This window comes from Aphanizomenon sp. CS-733/32, assembly GCF_028330045.1.
In the GTDB taxonomy this organism is placed as follows: domain Bacteria; phylum Cyanobacteriota; class Cyanobacteriia; order Cyanobacteriales; family Nostocaceae; genus Dolichospermum; species Dolichospermum gracile.
Genome location: NZ_JAQMSE010000036.1, coordinates 1 through 21,791 on the forward strand (window position 1 = coordinate 1; position 21,791 = coordinate 21,791).

The following is a 21,791-nucleotide window of genomic DNA, read 5'->3' on the forward strand; positions in this document are numbered from 1 at the left end:
GGTAATACCTTCACCTATACTCTGATCAGTGGTGTGGGAGACACGGATAATAATGTCTTTAGCATTAGTAGCAATCAACTAAAAATTAATGCTTCTCCCGACTTTGAAACTAAGAATAGTTACAGCATCCGTGTCAAAACCACAGACCAAGGGGGGTTAAGTTACGAAAAACAATTAACTATTAACGTCAATGATCTTAACGAAATTACTGGTAATCCCTCAATTAACAGTGGTCGTAACCCAATTGTAGGAACTGCTGGTTCTGACTATATTATAGGCGGTCCGGGGGCGAAAACCATTACCGGAGGTGCGGGTAATGATTTGTTCGTATTTACCGATCTTCGACATGTGGGACAACGGATTACGGATTTTACGGTGGGAACAGATAAAATTGTCCTTACTCAATTACTCGGTAGTATCAGTTATAATGGCACTAATCCTATGGCGGATAAATACATCAGATTTGTAGCGGGAACTGGCAGTAATATCGGTAGTACCTTTTTGCAAATTGACCGGGATGGTACTTCAGGTAGTGCCATATTTAAGAACTTCCTTCAGGTTGATAATATCACTACCACCCAGTTAAACAACGTCAACAATTTTGTGTTTTAACATTTTCTATCAGGATCTCTATGTTGACTCAATTTAAAAACCCTCTGATCACCATCGGTATCACCTTGTCCACTGGTATCACTTCCATGTCAATCTCTGCTCCTGCTTACTCTATCACCTTAGTTGATTTAAGTACATTTACTTCCATTGGAGATGTTAGTAGTAACAAAACAGTTATTCAATCAGGTTCATCGAATACGGTTAGTACTGGTGGTGGTACTAGTAGTTTCGAGGAGTTTATAGGTATAGATGCGAGCGATTTGGAAAATGCTATCCCAAACAATTATTATGGTTCAGCCATTAAAAGTACCTTTAGTAACATTAATTCTGGAGATGTATTTAGCTTCAACTGGAATTTCACAAGCACAGATCAAGATCAAGCTTTTGTAACGATTGCCAATAATATTCAACCCTTAACTGGTAATAATGGTACTTATAGTTATGCCTTCACTTCACCGGGAAGTTATAATATTGGTATTGGAGTTGTTGACGTTGCTGATTCAACAGGTCAATCAACTCTCACCCTAAGTAATGCTCAAATTCAGGCTGTTCCTTGGGAAACTGATACCCTACCAATATTAGGTAGTACAATTCTTTTTGGTATTGGTGTTTGGGCTAAACGTAAATACACTGGCAATTCTAAATCTTGACACTCCCTAATTAATAATTTTAATATGTCTATCAAAGTTGGAGATACCGCGCCTGATTTTAGTTTACGTGACCAAAATGGCAAAAACGTCAGTCTGGCAGACTTTCGGGGTCAAAAATCCGTTGTCCTCTATTTCTATCCCAAGGATGATACACCAGGATGTACTGTAGAATCTTGCGCTTTTCGAGATCAATATGAAGTGTTTCAAGCCGCTGGTGCTGAAGTTGTTGGTGTGAGTGGTGACTCTAGGGAATCTCATCAAAGGTTTGCAAATAAATACAATTTACCTTTTACACTTCTAAGTGATCAAGGTGATAAAGTCCGAAAACAATATGGCGCAACTACCGCCTTTGGTTTCATTCCCGGCCGAGTTACATACCTCATTGATCAAAACGGTGTAGTTCAATATGTATTTGATTCCATGTTGAACTTTAAAGGTCATGTTGAAGAGGCATTAAAAACCCTGCAACAACTAGCAGCGTAAATAAGATCCCCGACTTCTCTAAGAAGTCGGGGATCTAACTCTCGACAATTAAACTTTAGATTTTTCTGCTACACCAGCATTAGCCGATTTGCCATTCTTGCCGTTGCCATTACCGTTATTGCGGGGTTGAATGACTCCATAACCGCCGTGATTACGTTCATAAATGACGTTAATCTCACCTGTTTCGGCATTATGAAACATATAAAAGTCATGACCCACCAATTGCAGTTGTTCCTGCGCTTCTGCTACTGTCATGGGAGGCATGGAGAAGTATTTAGTGCGAACCACCTCTTCGGGTAATTCAGCGGTGCGATCGCCTATTAGATCCGCTGCTACGGTTTCTGGTGCTACTACTTCGTTAGTTGATATAGGTTGAGTTTGATGATCCTGCCTTTTTTCCTTATATTTCCGTAATTGCCGAGCAATTTTATCTGCAACTAGGTCAATACTTGCATATAAGCTTTCGCTGCTTTCCTCCGCACGGATAACACTACCATTAGCATAAATAGTCACTTCTGCCGCTTGCTTTGTACTTATTCGGGGATTGCGGGCTACGCTCAAATGGACATCCACTTGATTGGTGATGTTCTGGAAGTGACTAACTGCTTTTTCAATCTTTTGATGCACATATTCACGAATTGCATCAGTGATTTCAATATTTTTACCGTGGATGACAAGCTTCATGTAAACTCTCCCGCTCAATATTATATGTGATGTTTTCAGTTAGGAATAGAAATTGCGGTAAGGCCTATCACTGCCACCAGTACAAATCGTCACCTATTCCTAAGACATTGCCTTTTAGCATTTTTAACACTTCTTGCATCTTCAAGTTCGCGCTTATTTGTCGTCTTGTTTCCAACTGGTTGTTAAGCAATTGGCTATTTAAGCAAAACTATTGAATTAGGCTTCTTGAGATATGGTTCTTTTAAACGCTTACTTCTATGGAACTTTACCAAAATAGGAGTCCTCGCCTTTTTTGTCCCCCAGTCTTGTTTACTATTGTATAGAGAATACAACCCTTTTGGGAAATTTGATCCTGATTGATACAAATAAATTTTTAAGTTGCCATCAGTCAGTAAATTAGTTGGTATTGTCTTAGCTTAATGCTCTCCTCCCAACATCCATTCAGGTTATATATTCAAATTAGCACCTTGTGGGTTCCAAAGTATATTCCCTTGACGTTCCTTTAAGATCCTTTGCATAGCTTGACATTTGTTCGTTATATTTTGGGAAATGATAGGGATCGGGTGTCTTACCTCTTGCCTCTTTCTTGCTTATTACCTATTCACTGATGATTCCTAGCACTCAATTAACTCCGTACCGTTGTTTACTATATAATGTTGACGTAATGCCTTATGAAACTGCTCATCAGTGGCAGCGATCGCTAGTTGCAGAGCGCATTCACAACCCAGAACTAGATGATGTCCTAATTTTACTAGAACATCCCCCTGTTTACACCTTGGGGACAGGAGCAAACCCAGAATTTATTAAATTTAATCTTGACAAAAGTGCTTATGATGTGCATCGCATTGAAAGAGGTGGCGAAGTCACATATCATTGTCCAGGACAATTGGTAGGTTATCCCATTTTAAACTTGCGTCATTACCGTCAAGACCTCCACTGGTACTTGCGTCAACTTGAGGAGGTATTAATTCGCGTTTTAGCAAATTACGACTTGAAAGGAGAACGGATTCCTGGTTTTACCGGAGTTTGGCTAGAAGGATACAAAATTGCTGCAATCGGCATAAAAGTGAGCAAGTGGATTACCATGCACGGCTTTTCCTTAAATGTTTGTCCAGATATGACAGGATTTAAACAAATTATTCCCTGTGGCATTATTGATAAACCAGTTAGCAGTTTAGCGACATGGCTTCCCGACATTAGCTGTAACCAAGTCCGTGATTCTATAAATCAATGTTTTGCAGAAGTATTTGACGTAACCCTAGTAAATTCTGACCATCCAAAATTCAGAAAGTAGGGGGGTAGGGCCTGCGCCCAAAAACGATTCATCAGTAACACTATGAAATTTATTCACCCCAACCCCAGAGGAAACGCATCTAAATTATCTCTATCCATAAATACCTGACTATTTTAATTGCAAAAAACTTTGTTTGTGTTGAAAATAATACTGTTCTAACTTTCTTAGAATATCTTAATTTTGTTTCTGAGTTATTCAAGATATCTTAGGTCTAGCCTTGTCATGAGATCCTGTCATTTGAGTACAGTTTGTACTTGTGAATCTTCCCTAATAAATATCTCAAACCAATAGCCGATATTAATTTGGCTTTGAGTACAAAATACCCCGTCCCCTTCCTCAAAAATGCTAGTACCCCACTCAAAAAATACTAGCACCCCCACACCAAATATTTTTTTTAATGCTGGCACAGTCAGGATGACAGACTGTGAGTATTGTCGTAATCATCTTAATAATATTAATTGAACTCACTTAAAATTGGGACTAAAGGGGCAACTGATATAAACGATATAGGATTTACGCAGAGATTCCCCTCTACCCCCCGAAGTTCCTAAGATGAAAGTCTGACGAATTAGGGGGGACTTCTTACCTTCTATATCTCTCAAAAGTTATCTTAATACTGTCCGTATTACTCAATACCAAAGGACAGGATTTTGTTTTTTGAGAAGATTTTTGATCAGCATATTTTTGAATAAAAAAAGGTGCGAAAAATAAACCTACTAATATAAATTTTCTTTTTAGGTAGTTGATACCTGGTAATGGAGAAAAATATGAAAGTCAAACTTTTAAATGTGCTGACCGTAAGTTTGGTAACTTTAGCATTAATTTCTCCAGGGGTAGTAGTATTTGCTATAGTTTGGGAACAACATAGAGAGTTCGTTAAAACACAGAATTTATCCTGTGAATTGCCGAAAATAAATATAGCATCTCCTCAATTAGTTCCCCAAACAAAAATTATCAAGACTCAGACACCTTTAGTCAAGGTCAAATTATCTGACAATAATTTTCTACATCAACTAAAAATTGCTGCAAAAAAATATAAATTAGTCACAATTTTGCAATGGTTATTTTTGGTGACACCAATTTGTATTGGTGTGGGAATTATCGCTTATGACAGATATCTTGTCTACCGTGCTGCTGTATTAAAAGAACACATTGCCATGTTGGAAAGAATGTGGCAACAAAGCATCGAACAGTAATTTTGCCAATTAATCATTCACCATAAACTAAATTATCATGACAGACGAACGCCAAACACAGTATTTTAATTTAATTGATGAACTTCTCCAATGTCCTAATGGTCAAGAACCAGAAGTTTTGGAAGCACAACCGGAATTAATTGATTCTGGATTAGTGCAAGCAATGTTACAAGTAGCCACAATGTTTGCCCATCAAGGTAATCAAGATGGAGCGCAATTTCTATTTTTTGTGGCTAAACAACTAGCAAAAGAATTAGGTTTATATCCTGAAGTTTCTAATCAAGTTGTCACTCAGGAGTAATAATGTTATTGACTGCAACTGATGCCGGAAAAATATCATTAGAATTTCTTTTGGCAGATTGGAATATTGGTGATGATTATAGAGATTGGTTTACAGTGATTAATTCTCGGTTAATGGGTGAGAGTTGGTACATTGTAGAATTGGGTGTAGAGGGATTACCTGATAGATGGTTTATGCAGGTTTATGACACAGGAGTTTGTGACCCTAACTATACTTTTATTTCCCCAATTTCTGGTTCAGAAGGATATACCGATTTGAAAAGTCTACCAGATATTATTGCTGATGTTTTAGTAGCAGAACGCAATTCTCGATAAAAGGTTTCAGATCCCCGACTTCTTAAAGAAGTCGGGGATCTTATTTATTATATGTTATAATCAATAGAGTTATGGAAGTTACAGAAAAATCAGTCAGATGATTACTGAAGACATCCTATCCCAAGAATTTCTTAGAGTCGTAAATGACTATTACCCAGCCGTGGGAGAACTCTTAGAAGGCTGTCATGTGAAAGTTATTACTTGTTTTTGGGGACGACCTGCAAAACGGTTTCAATATATAGGAATTTATTGTCGAGAAGACATAATGCCCTGTATTCAATCTCAAAAAGAAATCCTCAGAGAATTAGCCGAAAATATGGGGTTAATTCAAGTAGTTTTTCTTAATGCTAAACGATTGCTACGTGACCCTATGTCGAAGTTAAAACAGTCTGAACCTCGATTATGGTTGGAGTTGCAATTAGTCGCAGCCTAATCTAATATTTGGTCAACAATGAAAACAGGACTTTTCTGCAATTACGAAAATCATCACCAAGATGCTAGACGCACTATCTTTGAGCAAGTTTTATTGGTAAAAGAGGCGGAGAATTTAGGTTTTGAAGAGGCTTGGGTAACAGAACATCATTTTAATGAGTTCAATCTCAGTCCTTCAATTCTATTATTATTGGCACATTTAGCGGGTGTAACTTCACAAATTCGTCTAGGAACTGCGGCGGTATTATTGCCATTTTATCAGCCAATCCGCGTTGCAGAAGATATTGCTACTTTGGATAATCTTTGTAGTGGGAGGCTGGCTTTTGGAGTAGCTAAAGGTGGTCCATTTCCGCAGCAAAATAAACATTTTGGGGTGACAACCCAGGAATCTCGCACCAGAATGTTAGAGTCAGTAGCATTGATTCAAAAGCTGTTATATGAGACTGACGTATCATTTAATGGTGAATATTATCAATGTGAAAATCTCACAATTCATCCCCAACCATTGCAAAAACCAATTCCCATCTATGTTGCTAGTGGTGACGATGATGCGATCGCTTATGCTGCTGAAAATTCCTTCGGTTTAATGGGTGGTCCGCCTTTTTCTTTAGAAAGATTGCGGAAGACAGTCAATAAGTATCGGGAATTTAATTCCAGTGGTGCAGAAAAGTTCCTGTTAGCGCGGTTCTTTTTTGTGGGTAAAACTCATAATGAAGCGGTAAATGAAGCATTGCCTTTTATTCGCCACTTCAGCAAAGAAATGACGGCTAACTCAACTCAAGTAATGCAGAAAAGTCCTCAACAACCAGCATTTGATCGGACAAATATTTGTTTCGATGAAGACTATTTGATTGAGAATTCAATTATCGGTGATGTTAACGGTTGTCGTGACAAAATCAAGAAATTTCAGGACGAATTAAATGTCAGCACACTAGCGTTAAAACCCTCATCTTTTTCTTTACAAAAAAATCGAGAAAGTTTGCAACGCTACAATCAAGAGGTGCGGAATTATGTCTAAACTTTCTTTGCTTCCTCCCGATGATTTACCTCCTGCAAAGGTGATAAAAGAGGATGGTATTCTCCATTTGGAGTTGGAACAATCTATAGGTAGATGCTTTTTCTATGCGTGCGATCGCATTACCCAAGTATTACTATCTAATTGTCAGTGGTACATGACTACAGATAAGACGACTTTGATGTTAATTGTAGACTGTCCCGATATAGTTGCTTATTGGCACATAGTCAGCAATATTCCCCAATTGGGAAATAGACTAGAAAGATTGACTAAAAATGCCAAAATTCGCGTTTATCCTCCTTTTGGAAAAGGATCACCCTTTGAAATTGGAGTAACCGAAATTTCCGCCTATCGAGATTGGTTGTAAGTCCTAAATTATATTTTAATCACTAAAATCACCAGATCCCCGACTTCTTGAAGAAGTCGGGGATCTATCTTGTTATAATCAAATAAATACAATATACCAGCCATGATTAACAACATGATTAATAACAAAAAAGCACTATTTGATCGTTGGGCAAATAGTTATGATTGGACATTTCCTTCTTTTATTTATCAAGCAATTCATAAAAGATTACTTTCCCAAGTTGAATTATCAGCAAATGCCAATGTACTTGATTTAGGTTGTGGAACAGGTAGATTATTAAATAGATTAGCAAATCAGTTTCCAGAAATTACAGGCACAGGTTTAGATTTATCTCCGCAAATGTTGCGGGTAGCGAGGCAAAATAACCGCCACCGTCCCCGCTTAATTTACCTTGAAGGTAATGCCGAAAATCTCCCCTTTGCTGAAGGACAATTTAATGCGGTTTTTAATACTATCAGTTTTTTGCATTATCCCCAACCAGACCAGGTTTTAAAAGAAGTAGCAAGGGTACTTTCTCCCGGTGGTAAATTTTATTTAGTGGACATTACTTTTAACAACTCATCATCATGTCAAATTACACCCCATTCTCATACAGCAGTTAGATTTTATAGCCAAAAACAAAGAGAAGAAATGGGGAATAATGCCGGTTTAAATTGTGTAGGTCATTATCCCTTATTAGGGTTTGTATTATTAACTATTTTTCAAAAATAATCTTCGTAGGGTGCGTTAGCGACAGCGTAACGCACGATTTTCTTATGTTAGATAGTTAGTAGATTTAATATCACAAGTTTAAACTTCCACCTCTTGAACGACCTCTAAGGGTAATTCTAATATTTCTACAATTTTTTGATCAGTTAAACCTAATTCCCGTAATTTTTCGATTTTTTCAACTCTCTTTTTATCTAACTTTCTCTTAGGAGGTTTAGAACCAATATTCATACAACCAATTATATTTTGATTAATACTTTTATCACCTAAAAAAATATTTACATTTCCCTGTCGTTCAAGAACAGATTTAAGATTTCTTTTATCAACTGGTTCATCGAAAATATTAGATAACATTTGCAAGAGTTCATAACCTACATCCTTCGCGTGACCGGTATAATTTGGTCAAAGGGATGGCTAATTCTTGAACCTGGTGAGTGTGATATAGCTCTTTCTGGTAATGTCAGAAATATGGAGATTGCTATTACTGGGCAAACCTACCAGGGTATGGGGATCTAGTTTCCCTAAATAGCTAATAGAATATATTTACAAAACATCTATTTCTGTTATATAATTAAAGAAAATTTGTAAAATATTGAGAACCTTATGACTCAGATTACAATTGAAGAAGCTACTCAAAATTTATATAAACTTCTAGAACAAGTCGCTAAAGGTGAGCAATTTATTCTGATGAAAGAAGGCAAAGAAATTGCTCGTCTTCTTCCTCCCCAACAGGTAAAAAAAGTATTTCCTAGTTTAAACGATTTTAGAAAATCCATAGTTTTAAAAGGAAGTTCAATGAGTACCACGATATTAGAAGAAAGAGAGAACGAAAGATATTGATTTATTTAGATACTAGCGCCATTGTTCCTTATTATGTGCCTGAAAAATTAAGTGCTGTTGTTGAACAACTATTACAAAAACAAGAAGATAAACCGATCATTAGTCAATTAGTTGAGGTGGAATTATTTTCTGCCTTATCTCGTAGGGTAAGAATGGGTGAAATTTCCCAAAATGACGCTAGACGGATTACAGAATTGTTTGAAAATCATCTTAATGAAGGTTTGTATGGTCTTGTTTTATTGGAAAATCAACATTACCGTTTAGCTAGAGACTGGATATCCAGGTTTGATCTGCCTTTAAGAACTTTAGATGCTTTGCATTTAGCTGTGTGTAGTATTAATAATTTGTCTCTGGTCTTGCAATTAACCTGATTACTCAAAGCTAATTTCACCCCCTATTTTTGGATGTGTTGGACTAAAGGAAGCTCTTGCAATTAACCTGATTACTCAAAGCTAATTTCACCCCCCTTGTATTTTGCCGGATTCAAGATAGTCGAATCTTGCAATTAACCTGATTACTCAAAGCTAATTTCACCTACCCAAAGTACCAACATTAGTAATTGGATAAGATTCTTGCAATTAACCTGATTACTCAAAGCTAATTTCACCTTTCTGCGGTTGCTGCGGCGATCGCTTGCTACGATTCTTGCAATTAACCTGATTACTCAAAGCTAATTTCACCTTGAGCTTCCAGAAAGATGGTTTTGCGGCTTTCGCTTGCAATTAACCTGATTACTCAAAGCTAATTTCACCTTTTATTTGTGGGTTTTGATTATTAGCCAAAGGATTGACTTGCAATTAACCTGATTACTCAAAGCTAATTTCACCGAAACTGGCAACGGCTGGCCAGTGATAGAAACTTGCAATTAACCTGATTACTCAAAGCTAATTTCACCTGTTCCGTATAACTCTACTAATGCAAGGATATATCTTGCAATTAACCTGATTACTCAAAGCTAATTTCACCCACCCACTAAAAGCTCATCTGCTTCAGACTCATACTTGCAATTAACCTGATTACTCAAAGCTAATTTCACCCTATACTAATAGTATAGCACGGATACGGGCTAAACTTGCAATTAACCTGATTACTCAAAGCTAATTTCACCCAATTAGTAGGAGCAACATCTCCATTTGCTAAGTTCTTGCAATTAACCTGATTACTCAAAGCTAATTTCACCTGTAAAGAACTTCTTGTCTAAACTTAGTATCTTTCCTCTTGCAATTAACCTGATTACTCAAAGCTAATTTCACCGTCCCTATTCCCTCCCAGCGAAGTGATGCTGACGTTACCGACTTGCAATTAACCTGATTACTCAAAGCTAATTTCACCAGCTTGTTCTGAGTGTTTTGAGCAGATGAAAAACACTTGCAATTAACCTGATTACTCAAAGCTAATTTCACCACCTCGCACATTCAGAGTTGGTGCTAATGCAATTAGAGGCCTTGCAATTAACCTGATTACTCAAAGCTAATTTCACCGCGCGATCGCTTCCTGATCTGCATCATAAGCCGCAGCCCTCTTCTTGCAATTAACCTGATTACTCAAAGCTAATTTCACCCATTAAGAGCTTTTGAATCCTCCCGTTATGCAGCTTGCAATTAACCTGATTACTCAAAGCTAATTTCACCGAGAAGAAGCCAATAATTAAAGTTCATGTAGGTTTCTTGCAATTAACCTGATTACTCAAAGCTAATTTCACCTAGATATAACATTACCTGGTATTTATGCAATTGTACTTGCAATTAACCTGATTACTCAAAGCTAATTTCACCTGCCGTATCCCAGATAGTAAGCTGTGTAAAGCTTTCAGATGATGATTGCGCGGATCTCTTGTTTTTCTTAGTTTTGGGAATTTTATTTTCCACTGAATTCGGTGAAATGCTTGATGTGCAAGGTGCGCGGGTATCTGGCTTATTGTCAAGGTTCGGATCGCTTACGGTGTCTAGCTTTGAGGTTGTTTTTGCAGGAGTAGAGGTTTTTACATCCCCCCTTCCGCGCTGAGTTCCCTTTGCGGGGGTTCTTACAAGGGTTAATTGGGAGGAATGTTCATCCTCCGGTGGTGCTTGCACACCTTCCTGATGACAGTGCGTTTCACACTCAGAGTCAGGCTTTCGGGTTTCCCCATGTTCCCACGCCCAAGCGCGGTACACTGTTTGTAATTGTTTTTTGCCCTTGAGTAAAATATTCTTTGCTGCATTAGAATCACGTCCCTCAGTGTGGCCACATTCTGTACAGCGATGAGTTCTTTGACTCAAGGCTTTCTTTATTTTAGCACCACAATTTGAACAGTCAACCGTAGTGTAGTGAGCCGCAACTTTTACAAACTCTCTATCAGTATCTTGACACTTTGTTTCAATTTTACTGATTAAATCACCCAGTGCCGAATCAGCAAAACTTTTGTTTAAACCAGCTTTACGTTTTGCTCCATTCTGTTCATAGCCATTGCCATCCTCACGCTTTTTAGCTTTGGGCTTGCGATTAAGATTTTGTATTTTTATGTCTTCCATCACAATACCAGAATACTCGCGGACAACTTTGGTAGATAGCTTATGATTAAATGCGTTGCGGCTGCGGCGAATTTTTTCGTGGTGCAATGCTATTTTTTGATAGGTTTTCTTCTGATTACATCCTCCCTTCTTTTGCCTAGATGCTTTACGCTGTAAACGTCTTAGCTTAGCTTGCTGCTTTCTAAATAGTTTAGGCGGTGCAACTTCTCTACCTTGATCTGTGGTAATAACTGATAGTAAACCAGGGTCAATTCCCACTGATTTATCAGATTTTGGTAATGGTTTATTGGGAATATCAACACATACATGAAGGTAATAACCAGATGGTTCTTTAATTATCCTGGCTGCTCCCCATTCCTGCCAATCATATCTATCAAATAACCCCTTAACCCGAATTTTACCAAGCTTGGGGAACTGGACATAACCATTATTTGAACCTGGTATTTTTTCCGGTTTTAGTTTTTTGGATTTACCACCAGCATTGAGGTTGACAAGCGACTTGATTTTATCATTTCTCCCTTTGAATTTTGGCTTTCTACCGGGGTGTTTTGGGGTAACATAGGCTTTCCATGATTTCTTTAAAGAATCAATTACTCCCGCCTTAAATTTAGTGGGAACATCTGCCATGAAGTCGGGAATTTTATCACTTCTATAAAATTCACATTGTCCATATTTATCAGGGTCCTCAATATTCAAATGTTGCCTAATCTCGCAATAGGGATAACCATTCTTGGGTCTAATCACACCTGTACCGACTAATCGCACTTTCTCCCATTTCTCGGTAGACTTACCTTTCTTATCATCAGTAACGACCTTTCGCCATTTCCACTGTAAAACCACACCATCGGGAATGACTTGATCACCTATTTCTTTCTCCCTATAATATTTCTGTCTTCCTGCTAATTTCAGTGATAAGCCCGTGTTCCATACCCACTTGAGTTTATCCAGCCATTTATCAATTGTCTGTGACTGTGCAAGAGTCGGATAGATTTTAAATTCCAGGGTTTTCATATAAAATATGCTTGTGCGATCGCCCACATCGTACTTACAGTTGTGAATTTATGGTAATTATGACAGAACTAGATTGGGTAGTCTTAATTATACCCATATTATATATGATCAGCTAACCTGCTACTAAATTGAATAATGTAAAAACGTCAAATTTTTATAAAAATTAATGTCATGGGAGCATATTGCTCCCTTGCTTAATCCTGTGTAAATTAAATGCAAAACAGCTTACTAGCGTAAACTAGCCCAAGTTTTGATTAGTTTATCAAAAGAAAATTGCAATTAAACAGAAACCACAACCTTACTAAACAAAAACCCATACCAATCTTCCAAACCTTCCCCAGTAGTAGCAGAAACTTGGAAAACTTGCATATTTGGATTCACCTGTTTAGCATATTCAATACAACGCTGAACATCAAAATTGATATAAGGTAATAAATCAATTTTCGTTAAAATCATAATATCACTACTGCGAAACATATAAGGGTATTTAATGGGTTTATCTTCCCCTTCCGTTACCGATAAAATTACCACCTTAGCCGCTTCTCCCAAGTCAAACAAAGCCGGACAAACCAAATTTCCGACATTTTCAATCATCACCACAGAATTTAACGGCGGATTCAATTCTTGCAGCCCTTTTTCTATCATGGAAGCATCTAAATGACAACCCGTACCCGTGTTAATTTGTACCACTTGACAACCAGTGGATTTAATTTTTTCAGCATCATTTGTAGTTTCTTGATCACCTTCAATCACACTAATAGTTAATTTATCTTTTAAATCATTAATAGTCCGAGTTAATAAAGTAGTTTTACCTGCACCGGGAGAACTCATTAAATTTAAAGCCAGAATATTTCTACCTTTAAACCAGCCGCGATTTTGGGCAGCTAATAGGTTATTTTTACCTAATATTTCTTGTTCTAAAGATATGGTTGTATTATGGATTTGAGCATGAATTTGGGTTGTTTCTTCATGATGATGAGAATGAGTAATTACAGTTCCATCTGCTAAAGTATGAGTATGATGATGTTCATTTTCCATATTTGTAATTGTCGCTTGATTATCGTCGGCACAACCGCAATTTACACACATAATTACTCCACTTCAATTTCTTTAATTTTCAATTCTTCACCTGTTATGATATCTAATTTAATACTACCACATTCACAAATACCAAAAGGTTTTTCCACATAAAAATTTGTACCACATTCACGACATTTAGCCATTCCTGGTATTTCCAAAATTTCTAATATTGCCCCTTCAACTATTGTACCTTGGGCGCAAATATCAAAACAAAATTTAATGGCATCTGGCATAATAGCCGATAATTTACCAACTTCTAATAATACTCTTTGGACTTTTTTACCTTGGGCATTTTCAGTGACTATGGCAATGATGTTTTGGGTGATTCCGAGTTCGTGCATATTAGGTGACAGTTGAGCCGTTACAGACAATTTGGAGTATAATGAAGTACACATCAATTTATTTCCTGTTCCCTAAAACTAAAAAACTTTGTATCTCACGAGCATGGGAACTGCTATAATAATTTTTGTAAGAGATTATAAATATCTTCCTTATTACCTTCCTTTCTTAAACCTATGCCAACTACTAAAACAACTACCTTATCATTTTCCACTTGATAAACTATACGGTAGCGTTGCCCTACAGCCCTAAGACTACGATAATTTATTAGTTGTCCAGTTAAAGGTTTTCCCTGCTTTTCAGGTTCTATTTTTAGTTTATCAATTCGTGAAATTAGAGCTTTTTGGTGACGTTTATCTTTAATATTTGTTAACATCTCCAATGCTAAAGGCGTTAACTGAATTTCAAATTCAATATTATCAGTTTGTGGTTTTTCAAAGTCCGAGTTTGAGTTTTGCATCATGCCAACTAATAGTTTCTCCCCTGTGTGCTTGAGCTATACTTTCTTGTAATTGTTGGTTAAATTCTTGATCAAATAAAATTGCTAAAGTTTCTAATAAAGATTCATATTGCTCAAAACTAATAGCCGCCATAACTGGTTTACCATGTTTGGTAATAATTATTGGCTCTTGTTGTACATCATCTGGCAAATGTAAAATTTGCTGTTGTGCTTCTGTAATTGTGAGGTGTTTTAACATATTCTGGTAACAAATAAGTATTGTGTATGATTATATCACTAATTCATGCACAAGATACCCGACTTCTGTGTTGATGATAGAATTTGTAGGTTGGGTTAAGCGACAGCGCAACCCAACAAAACCGCAAAAATGTCGGAAGTGTTGGGTTTCCTTCGTCAACCCAACCTACTATAGATTTTAACATATTCTGGGCAGTTGATCACCTACTAGCATATCTATGATTCTTTCTGCACCAAAGGCGGTTTTTAAAAGGACTATTCCTGGTGGGTGGGGGATGATTTCACCTATAATAGAGGCTTGTTTTCCTGTGGGGTGGTTTTTCATTGTTGCTAAAATCAAATCGGCTTTTTCTGGAGGTGCAACTATGACTAATTTTCCTTCATTGGCTAAATATAAGGGTTCTAAACCTAAGATTTCACATACTCCATTTACTTCTTCTCGAATAGGAATTGCGTTTTCATTAATGCGTATGCCGACGTTTGCGGTAAGGGCAAATTCGTTTAATACTGTGGCTAAACCTCCTCTGGTTGCGTCTCGCATGGCGTGAATTTGGGGGCAAACTTTAATAATTTCAGCGACTAATTCATGTAATGGTTGACAGTCGCTTTCTATATTTGTTTCTAATGCTAATTCTCCTCTGGCAATTAATATTGCTGTGCCATGATTTCCAATTTCTCCGTTGATAATTACCATGTCTCCTGGTTGAATATAGCGCGGAGAAATATCAATGTTTGGGGGAATTATGCCAATTCCAGTAGTATTAATAAATAGTTTGTCAGCACAACCACGATTCACAACTTTTGTGTCTCCTGTGACTATTTGCACTCCGGCTTTTTGGGCTGCTTTCTGCATACTGGCAACTACACGGAGTAAGGTTTCTACTGGTAAACCTTCTTCTAAAATCATGCTACAGGTGAGATATAAAGGTTTCGCACCACTCACAGCTAAATCGTTAATTGTGCCATTTATGGCTAATTCTCCTATGTCTGAACCTGGGAAAAATAAGGGGTCTACTACATAGGAATCTGTGGTAAATGCTAATCTGTTTCCATGTTGGGAAAGACTGGCTAAATCAAATGTGGCTTGGTCTTCTAATTGGGATAAAATGGGATTATCAAAACTTTTAACAAAGATATCGGCGATTAAATCTCTCATGGCTTTACCACCACTACCATGAGATAAATTAATATGAGTATCTCTCACTTTTCCTGCACGACGACGGACTTGTTCGATTTTTTGAAAGAGTAAATTTTGATTAGGGTTAATTGGCATTTTAAAATTGCTTTATAAGTATAATTTTTTCTTGTATGACAGGCAATATACCTGTCATTTTAATTAATTACTTACCTGTTTCTCCATGTCTACCATTATGTTTATCGTAATGTAAAATGCCACCAACTGCCCAATCTTCCCGTTCAAATTCGTCAATATGTACGGTTATCCATTCGGGTTTTGTTCCTAAAGCAGTAACTAAAGCATCAGTTACAGCTTTGACTAATTTCCGCTTTTTTTCTATGGAGTGACCTTTACCAATTTGGACAGTAACAAAAGGCATATCATTTTCCTCAAATTGTGCAATTTAGATTGATAGTGGTTGGGGCGATACACCTGATTTATCTCGTTTAGCCATAGTTGAAAGTCGCCCATATTTGTAATATGCTGCACAAGCACCTTCGGAAGAAACCATACAAGTTCCTATGGGTGTTTCTGGTGTGCAAGCTGTTCCAAATACTTGACATTGCCAAGGTTTTAAAACTCCTTTGAGAATTTCTCCACATTGACAAGCTTTATGATCTGCTATTTTTAAATTCGGAATTGTAAACTTAACTTCAGCATCAAATTGGGCATATTCTGGGCGAATTTTGAAACCGGAATTGGGTATTTCTCCTAAACCTCGCCATGCAAATTTTTCCCGCACTGTAAAAACTTGATTCATGGCTGTTAATGCGTTTTGATTTCCTCTAGTTTCTACTAAACGATTATATTGATTTTCAACTTGACAACGATTTTCTACTATTTGTTTTAACAACATCCAAATAGATTGAAAAATATCTAATGGTTCAAATCCAGAAATAACAATTGGTTTATGATATTCTTGGGCAATAAATTCATAAGGTTCTGTTCCTATGACCATACTTACATGACCAGGACCAACAAAACCATCAAGTTGTAAATCAGGATTATTTAATAATGCTTGTAAAGCAGGAATTACTAACACATGATTAGAAAACATACTGAAATTAGTAATATTTTCTGTGGCTGCTTGGAGAATGGTAAAAGCAGTGCTGGGGGCTGTGGTTTCAAAGCCTAAACCGAAGAAAACTATTTCTTTATGGGGGTTTTCTTTGGCTATTTTCAGACTATCTAAAGGTGAGTAAACCATGCGAATATCCGCACCTTGGGCTTTGGCTTGCAATAAGCTGGTTTTTGCACCAGGTACACGCATTGCGTCGCCAAATGTGGTAAATATGATGTTGGGTAGTTGACAGAGGGCGATCGCATCATCTATTCTCCCTTTAGGCATGACGCAAACTGGACAACCAGGACCATGAATTAATTCTATATTATCGGGTAATATTTCTTCGATTCCATATTTAAAAATCGCATGGGTATGTCCTCCACATACTTCCATTATTTTTAAATGTCTGTCTATTTGTTGGCTGAGTTTTTCGATTTCTTTTTGTAAGGCTTGGGCTTTTTCTGGGTTGCGAAATTCATCTACATATTTCATATCAATTTTAATCTTTTTTAGATATTAGATTAATTACTTCACAAAACATAAATTGATTAGCTAGAATGTCATCATTTTGTTTTTCCAGTCCGTTTTAACGGACTTTTGCTATTAGCCTTGTACTTTAGTGCAAGGCGGCTATTTCTTCCAATAATTGTAATGTTTCTGCGGCTTCTTGTTCGTTGATTCTGTTCATGGCGAAACCAACGTGAACTAATACCCAATCTCCTATACAAGCTTCTGGTGGGTGTTGTTCGTCAACTATACAGGCTATATTTATTTGTCTTTTGACTCCTCCAATATTAACTATAGCTAGTTTGTGTTCTCTGTTGGTTATTTCTGTTATTTGTCCGGGTATTCCTAAACACATTTTAGTTTTCCTTTTTTAAGATTTATCTCACGCAGAGGCGCAGAGACAACGGAGGTTTTTATAGCGTTTCTCTTAAGTATTTAGCGGCTGCAATTACACTTTGTCCTAGTGATAATCCTCCATCATTTGTCGGTACTATACTATGAGTTAATACATTAATTTCTAATTTTTCTAATTGCATTTTTACCTCTTGTAATAAAACTTGGTTCTGAAATACGCCTCCTGTTAATGCTACTTGATTAAATTGATGTTCTTGTCTAAGTCGTTTAACAATTGTTCCAATAGCAACAGCTAAACTTTTATGAAATTTTGCGGCTATTTCTGATGATAAAATGTGCTGTTTTATATCATTCAGAATTTCTCGCCATGTCGGGGATGTATCTATATAATAGATATTAGCTGATTTTTGCAATTTAAAGGAATAATTTAGAGTTTCTTTATTATTCTTTAAAATATTGGTATCAGCTATTGCTTCCATTTCTATGGCTGCTTGTCCTTCATAGCTGCATTGTTCTGGACAAATACCTATTGCGGCTGCAACTGCATCAAATAATCTTCCTACTGATGATGTTAAGGGTGAATTAATACCTTTTTCTATGATTTGGTTGAGTAGTTTAGGGTTTTTAGTTTCTAAAAATTTGATAATTTTTAAATCACTATATTTTTCTTGTATTTCGTGCCAACTAAAAGCATTAATTAATTGAGAATAGGTATTTCTCCAAGGTTGATAAATTGCCTGTTTTCCTCCTATCATGGGCATAGTTTTAAATGTTGCTAATCTTTGAAAACTTTGATAATCTGCTAATAAAAATTCTCCACCCCATAATGTACCATCTTCTCCATATCCTAAACCATCAAAGGCTATTCCTAAAATCGGTTTTGTATCTAAAGAAATTTGGTTTTCTGCCATACAAGCGGCTATATGGGCATGATGATGTTGAATTTCTGCTAATTTAATATGATTAACCGTTGCTAGTTGTTTACCAAGTTTAGATGATAAGTATTCTGGATGTTTATCAATAGCAATTATTTCTGGTTTATGTTCAAACAAATTTAGATATAAATTCAATGTTTCTTGATAAGCATTAAACGCGGACGCATTTTCTAAATCTCCTAAATGTTGTGATAAAATCGCCTCACCTTCTCTTAATAAACAAAAGGTATTTTTCAACTCACTACCCATGGCTAAAAGAGGCGGTATTTTTTCAAATCCCGGTGGTAAAATAATTGGTGCAGGTGCATATCCTCTAGCGCGTCTGAGAGTTTGAATTTGATTATCAATAACTCGCACTACAGAATCATCTACTCTATTAACAATATCACGATTATGTAATAGAAAATAATCAGCTATTTTCGATAATTTATCTTTAGCATCTTCATTATTTATACATTGTGGTTCATTAGAAATATTACCACTAGTTAAAACTATTGGTACTTTCATTCTTCTGAGAATTAAATGATGTAATGGTGTATAAGGTAACAGAAAACCCAGGGTATTTTGTCCTGGTGCTAGGTCAGATGCTAATTTATGGTTATCTTTAATATTTAATAAAACTATTGGTGCTGCTGGACTTGTTAATAATTCTTTCTCTAAATCATTAATATAGCAATATTCAGAAATAATATTTATATCTCTTGCCATTAAAGCCAAAGGTTTATGATAACGAACTTTACGATTTCTGAGTTTTATAACTGCATTTTCTAAAGTTGCATCACAAGCTAAATGAAAACCTCCTAAACCCTTAATAGCAACAACTTCACCCTTTTGTAATAAAGTGCAAACAGCATCCACATCATCTAACATGGAAAACATATCAGATATCACAGGTTTACCGTCAGCCCTTTCTAACCATGCACGCGGTCCGCATACAAAACAAGCCACAGGTTGAGCATGAAAACGACGATTTTCCACATCTTCATATTCCCTTTCACATTCCTGACATATTGAAAAATTCACCATACTAGTATTATTTCTATCGTAAGGAATAGCCCGAATAATACTCAGCCTTGGTCCACAATGAGTACAATTAGTAAAAGGATAACGAAAATAACGACTAAAAGGATCGAAAATATCCTTTTGACATTGATTACAAGTGGCAGCGTCAGGAGAAATTTCCGTCTTTACCACACTATTAATACTGCGAGAAATCACAAAATTATCAAAATCAAACTCACCCAAATATTGACTCCTAATTAACTCGGTAATTCTTGCCAAAGGAGGACATTCTTGATATAATTTATTCACAAACTCCGTGATTATTTCCTCACTACCAGAAACACGAATTAACACCCCTTCACCATCATTAAAAACCTCACCTTTCAAACCTAACATATTAGCTAAACGATAAACATTAGGACGAAAACCCACACCTTGTACAGTCCCACAAACCCTAATTTCCTCTATTCTCATTCTTCCTCCTCTGCGACTCTGCGAGAGATAATCAAAACTTCCAAATCAAAACACGATTGTTCCCAGAATCAGCAACTACCGCATTCTCACCACAAACCTTAACTCCATAACACCAATTTAAACTTTGTCTTGTTGCTAGTCCAAAATTGCGATTTTCACTTTTATTTGTAAAGTTATCTTGTCCAATGACAACATCAGCACCCGCACCCTGTAATAATAGAATAGATTCTCGTTTTTTCCATCCTAATAGACGCGAATTAGCCGTGTCAGCAACTATTAAATAATCTCTCCAAATATCTACCCCATAAGGCATACTTAGACTACTAGCACTAGGAAAATAAACCCCTTGATTTAATTCCACAAAATTGAAGTTTTTTTGTCCTAAAACCACCGCACAAGCAGTATTATTTTCTGTTGGTATTCCTTCCCAAATCATTACCCGGTTATTACCTGCATCAGCAACAACTAAATTATCATCCCAAAGGGTGATATCATGACACCAACGCATACTAGCAGCAGTGGGAGAACCACCCCCATTTTCATTACGAGATATCATATCTGGTTGTCCCAAAACTATATCCGCAGGTTGTCCATTTTCTGTGGGTAATTGATTCCAAATTAATAACCGACGATTTCCGGTATCAGCGACAAATAACTTACCTTGATAATAGAAAATACCATAAGGCCAATGTAGGGTATTTGCCGCAGGTTGTTGACTTCCCCGGTTAGGTAAATTATCAATAAAATTTGTTTGTCCTAACACTAAATCTGCGGGAACATGACTATCTGTAGGAATATTATACCAGATCAAAATGCGATGATTCCAAGCATCAGCAACAGCTAAACCATTAGCACATTTACAAATACCTGTAGGAACGCTAAATGTAGATTTTCCTGGTGTACCTTTGGCGTTTTGTCCTTCAGTATAAAAGTCAGGTTGTCCTATTATCCAGTCCGCAGGTTGATGATCTTTTGTGGGTAGATTTCGCCACCCTAATAAACGATGATGTCCTGTATCTGCTACCCATAATGGTCCTGTTGGTGATAATAAACAAGCTGCACGGGGTCCAAACATTGTTGTAGGAGTAGGTGCAAGGGGAATTACTAATTGTTCTGGTGTAATATTGTTTCCTAATATTATTTTTGCACCATGAGGGGAGAGACCTAAGCAGGGGATATCTTGTGTTTGCAATGTGGTTTCAGGAAGTAATATTTATTAATTATCCCAGTTTTTACTCTAGTGGTAAATCTGGAATAGTTCTATCAATTTCCTGCATTAGTCGCAAAGTTTCTGTTAAAACAATGACAATTTTTTAAACCTGTATAATTTCTTCGTTGCGGAGTTAATTTAGTTAGATGATATTTTTCCTTATATCTGGAATTTACCGAAAAGTTAAACGATAAAATCCATCCTTCGTTCACATATTTTTGCATAAGTAGGTGAACACAATAAAACCAATCTGTGTAAGGAAAAGTAAAATCCCCCAAACCCTCTTCACTATTGCCTCTTGCCTTGCCATAACGACGATTTTCAAGGCTAACCTACTTAACGGCAATTATGTTAGCTTGAAAACCAACATGAACCTGAGTTCGACATAAGATAATTTGTGGAAAACTGCCCCAAGTATGAGTCTCAAACCCTGATGATCTCGTTGAAAAAATCATAACTCCGTTCGCGTAGCGTCTCTGAACTCCTAACACCGAACTCAGGTAACATGAGGGTTGGGTTGCGCTGTCACTTAACCC

At 36.7% G+C, this 21,791-nt stretch carries 25 protein-coding genes, 2 pseudogenes and 1 CRISPR repeat array; of the genes and pseudogenes, 13 read left to right on the forward strand and 14 right to left on the reverse strand.

Features of this window, described 5'->3' with window-relative positions:
- The 3 genes from PN471_RS03335 to PN471_RS03345 form a co-directional block, all read left to right on the forward strand.
- Positions 1–612: M10 family metallopeptidase C-terminal domain-containing protein (locus tag PN471_RS03335; RefSeq protein ID WP_442867126.1), on the forward strand; the 612-nt coding region annotated here is incomplete at its 5' end.
- Between the two features lie 20 nt (positions 613–632).
- A complete protein-coding gene (locus tag PN471_RS03340) occupies positions 633–1,262 on the forward strand; it encodes a PEP-CTERM sorting domain-containing protein (RefSeq protein WP_271775658.1) in 630 nt (209 codons plus the stop codon).
- 24 nt (positions 1,263–1,286) lie between these two features.
- Positions 1,287–1,745 (forward strand): peroxiredoxin, encoded by a 459-nt coding sequence (locus PN471_RS03345; protein ID WP_271775659.1) that lies wholly within the window; start codon positions 1,287–1,289, stop codon positions 1,743–1,745.
- Positions 1,746–1,793: 48 nt separating this feature from the next.
- Here PN471_RS03345 and hpf read toward each other — a convergent pair whose 3' ends face one another.
- Positions 1,794–2,429, reverse strand: coding sequence for a ribosome hibernation-promoting factor, HPF/YfiA family (gene hpf / locus PN471_RS03350; RefSeq protein WP_193895997.1), 636 nt, complete (start codon positions 2,427–2,429; stop codon positions 1,794–1,796).
- A gap of 607 nt (positions 2,430–3,036) precedes the next feature.
- On the opposite strand from hpf, the gene lipB reads away from it, so the two are divergent.
- Positions 3,037–3,723, forward strand: a complete 687-nt coding sequence (gene lipB / locus PN471_RS03355; protein ID WP_271775660.1) for a lipoyl(octanoyl) transferase LipB — start codon at positions 3,037–3,039, stop codon at positions 3,721–3,723.
- 233 nt (positions 3,724–3,956) lie between these two features.
- Here the strand turns inward: lipB and PN471_RS03360 are convergent, their stop codons facing one another.
- Entirely contained in the window at positions 3,957–4,130 is a 174-nt protein-coding gene (locus tag PN471_RS03360; RefSeq protein ID WP_193895994.1) for a hypothetical protein, read from the reverse strand.
- A 360-nt stretch (positions 4,131–4,490) separates the two neighbouring features.
- Here PN471_RS03360 and PN471_RS03365 point away from each other — a divergent pair, with 360 nt between their 5' ends.
- The 7 genes from PN471_RS03365 (at position 4,491) to PN471_RS03395 (ending at position 8,059) form a co-directional block, all read left to right on the forward strand.
- Entirely contained in the window at positions 4,491–4,919 is a 429-nt protein-coding gene (locus tag PN471_RS03365; RefSeq protein ID WP_193895992.1) for a hypothetical protein, read from the forward strand.
- A 37-nt stretch (positions 4,920–4,956) separates the two neighbouring features.
- Entirely contained in the window at positions 4,957–5,220 is a 264-nt protein-coding gene (locus PN471_RS03370) for a hypothetical protein (RefSeq protein ID WP_015079389.1), read from the forward strand.
- 2 nt (positions 5,221–5,222) lie between these two features.
- Complete coding sequence (locus PN471_RS03375) at positions 5,223–5,534, forward strand: hypothetical protein (RefSeq protein ID WP_193895990.1); 312 nt, start codon at positions 5,223–5,225, stop codon at positions 5,532–5,534.
- 97 nt (positions 5,535–5,631) lie between these two features.
- Positions 5,632–5,967 carry a hypothetical protein gene (locus PN471_RS03380; protein WP_271775661.1) on the forward strand — a complete coding sequence of 112 codons (336 nt, stop codon included), beginning with the start codon at positions 5,632–5,634 and terminating at the stop codon, positions 5,965–5,967.
- Between the two features lie 18 nt (positions 5,968–5,985).
- The gene (locus PN471_RS03385; RefSeq protein ID WP_271775662.1) at positions 5,986–6,984 is read left to right on the forward strand and encodes an LLM class flavin-dependent oxidoreductase; all 999 of its coding nucleotides are present in this window, start codon (positions 5,986–5,988) and stop codon (positions 6,982–6,984) included.
- Positions 6,977–7,348, forward strand: a complete 372-nt coding sequence (locus PN471_RS03390) for a hypothetical protein (protein ID WP_271775663.1) — start codon at positions 6,977–6,979, stop codon at positions 7,346–7,348. The genes PN471_RS03385 and PN471_RS03390 overlap by 8 nt, the downstream gene beginning before the upstream one ends.
- Before the next feature lie 102 nt (positions 7,349–7,450).
- Positions 7,451–8,059 (forward strand): class I SAM-dependent methyltransferase, encoded by a 609-nt coding sequence (locus PN471_RS03395; RefSeq protein ID WP_271775664.1) that lies wholly within the window; start codon positions 7,451–7,453, stop codon positions 8,057–8,059.
- Positions 8,060–8,137: 78 nt separating this feature from the next.
- Here the strand turns inward: PN471_RS03395 and PN471_RS03400 are convergent, their stop codons facing one another.
- A complete protein-coding gene (locus PN471_RS03400; RefSeq protein WP_051289527.1) occupies positions 8,138–8,410 on the reverse strand; it encodes a hypothetical protein in 273 nt (90 codons plus the stop codon).
- Positions 8,411–8,659: 249 nt separating this feature from the next.
- Between PN471_RS03400 and PN471_RS03405 the strand changes: the two genes are divergently transcribed.
- Both PN471_RS03405 and PN471_RS23395 read left to right on the forward strand, forming a co-directional pair.
- Complete coding sequence (locus PN471_RS03405; protein ID WP_028083571.1) at positions 8,660–8,896, forward strand: type II toxin-antitoxin system Phd/YefM family antitoxin; 237 nt, start codon at positions 8,660–8,662, stop codon at positions 8,894–8,896.
- A gap of 35 nt (positions 8,897–8,931) precedes the next feature.
- Positions 8,932–9,192 (forward strand): annotated as a pseudogene (locus tag PN471_RS23395) (type II toxin-antitoxin system VapC family toxin); the annotation flags it as partial.
- A 59-nt stretch (positions 9,193–9,251) separates the two neighbouring features.
- A CRISPR array of direct repeats spans positions 9,252–10,671; the repeat unit is 37 nt; unit sequence CTTGCAATTAACCTGATTACTCAAAGCTAATTTCACC.
- Between the two features lie 414 nt (positions 10,672–11,085).
- Here the strand turns inward: PN471_RS23395 and c2c8 are convergent.
- From c2c8 to PN471_RS03455, 11 genes and pseudogenes are all read right to left on the reverse strand, one after another.
- Positions 11,086–12,417, reverse strand: a pseudogene (gene c2c8, locus PN471_RS23400) (type V CRISPR-associated protein C2c8); the annotation flags it as partial.
- A 279-nt stretch (positions 12,418–12,696) separates the two neighbouring features.
- Entirely contained in the window at positions 12,697–13,506 is an 810-nt protein-coding gene (hypB, locus tag PN471_RS03410) for a hydrogenase nickel incorporation protein HypB (protein WP_271775665.1), read from the reverse strand.
- Between the two features lie 2 nt (positions 13,507–13,508).
- Positions 13,509–13,838: a hydrogenase maturation nickel metallochaperone HypA gene (gene hypA, locus PN471_RS03415; RefSeq protein ID WP_271775677.1), complete on the reverse strand. Its 330-nt coding sequence runs from the start codon at positions 13,836–13,838 to the stop codon at positions 13,509–13,511.
- A 113-nt stretch (positions 13,839–13,951) separates the two neighbouring features.
- On the reverse strand, positions 13,952–14,299 hold the full coding sequence (locus PN471_RS03420) for a type II toxin-antitoxin system RelE family toxin (RefSeq protein ID WP_231395417.1): 348 nt from the start codon (positions 14,297–14,299) through the stop codon (positions 13,952–13,954).
- Positions 14,271–14,534 carry a type II toxin-antitoxin system Phd/YefM family antitoxin gene (locus PN471_RS03425; RefSeq protein WP_137909070.1) on the reverse strand — a complete coding sequence of 88 codons (264 nt, stop codon included), beginning with the start codon at positions 14,532–14,534 and terminating at the stop codon, positions 14,271–14,273. Before PN471_RS03425 ends, PN471_RS03420 begins: the two co-directional genes overlap by 29 nt.
- 177 nt (positions 14,535–14,711) lie before the next feature.
- Positions 14,712–15,806 carry a hydrogenase expression/formation protein HypE gene (gene hypE, locus PN471_RS03430; RefSeq protein WP_271775666.1) on the reverse strand — a complete coding sequence of 365 codons (1,095 nt, stop codon included), beginning with the start codon at positions 15,804–15,806 and terminating at the stop codon, positions 14,712–14,714.
- 67 nt (positions 15,807–15,873) lie between these two features.
- A complete protein-coding gene (locus PN471_RS03435; protein WP_271775667.1) occupies positions 15,874–16,089 on the reverse strand; it encodes a tautomerase family protein in 216 nt (71 codons plus the stop codon).
- Between the two features lie 24 nt (positions 16,090–16,113).
- Positions 16,114–17,265 (reverse strand): hydrogenase formation protein HypD, encoded by a 1,152-nt coding sequence (gene hypD / locus PN471_RS03440; protein WP_271775668.1) that lies wholly within the window; start codon positions 17,263–17,265, stop codon positions 16,114–16,116.
- A 124-nt stretch (positions 17,266–17,389) separates the two neighbouring features.
- Complete coding sequence (locus tag PN471_RS03445; RefSeq protein WP_271775669.1) at positions 17,390–17,635, reverse strand: HypC/HybG/HupF family hydrogenase formation chaperone; 246 nt, start codon at positions 17,633–17,635, stop codon at positions 17,390–17,392.
- A 58-nt stretch (positions 17,636–17,693) separates the two neighbouring features.
- Complete coding sequence (hypF, locus tag PN471_RS03450; protein WP_271775670.1) at positions 17,694–20,045, reverse strand: carbamoyltransferase HypF; 2,352 nt, start codon at positions 20,043–20,045, stop codon at positions 17,694–17,696.
- A 31-nt stretch (positions 20,046–20,076) separates the two neighbouring features.
- Entirely contained in the window at positions 20,077–21,237 is a 1,161-nt protein-coding gene (locus PN471_RS03455; protein WP_271775671.1) for a hypothetical protein, read from the reverse strand.
- Between the last annotated feature and the right edge of the window lie 554 nt (positions 21,238–21,791).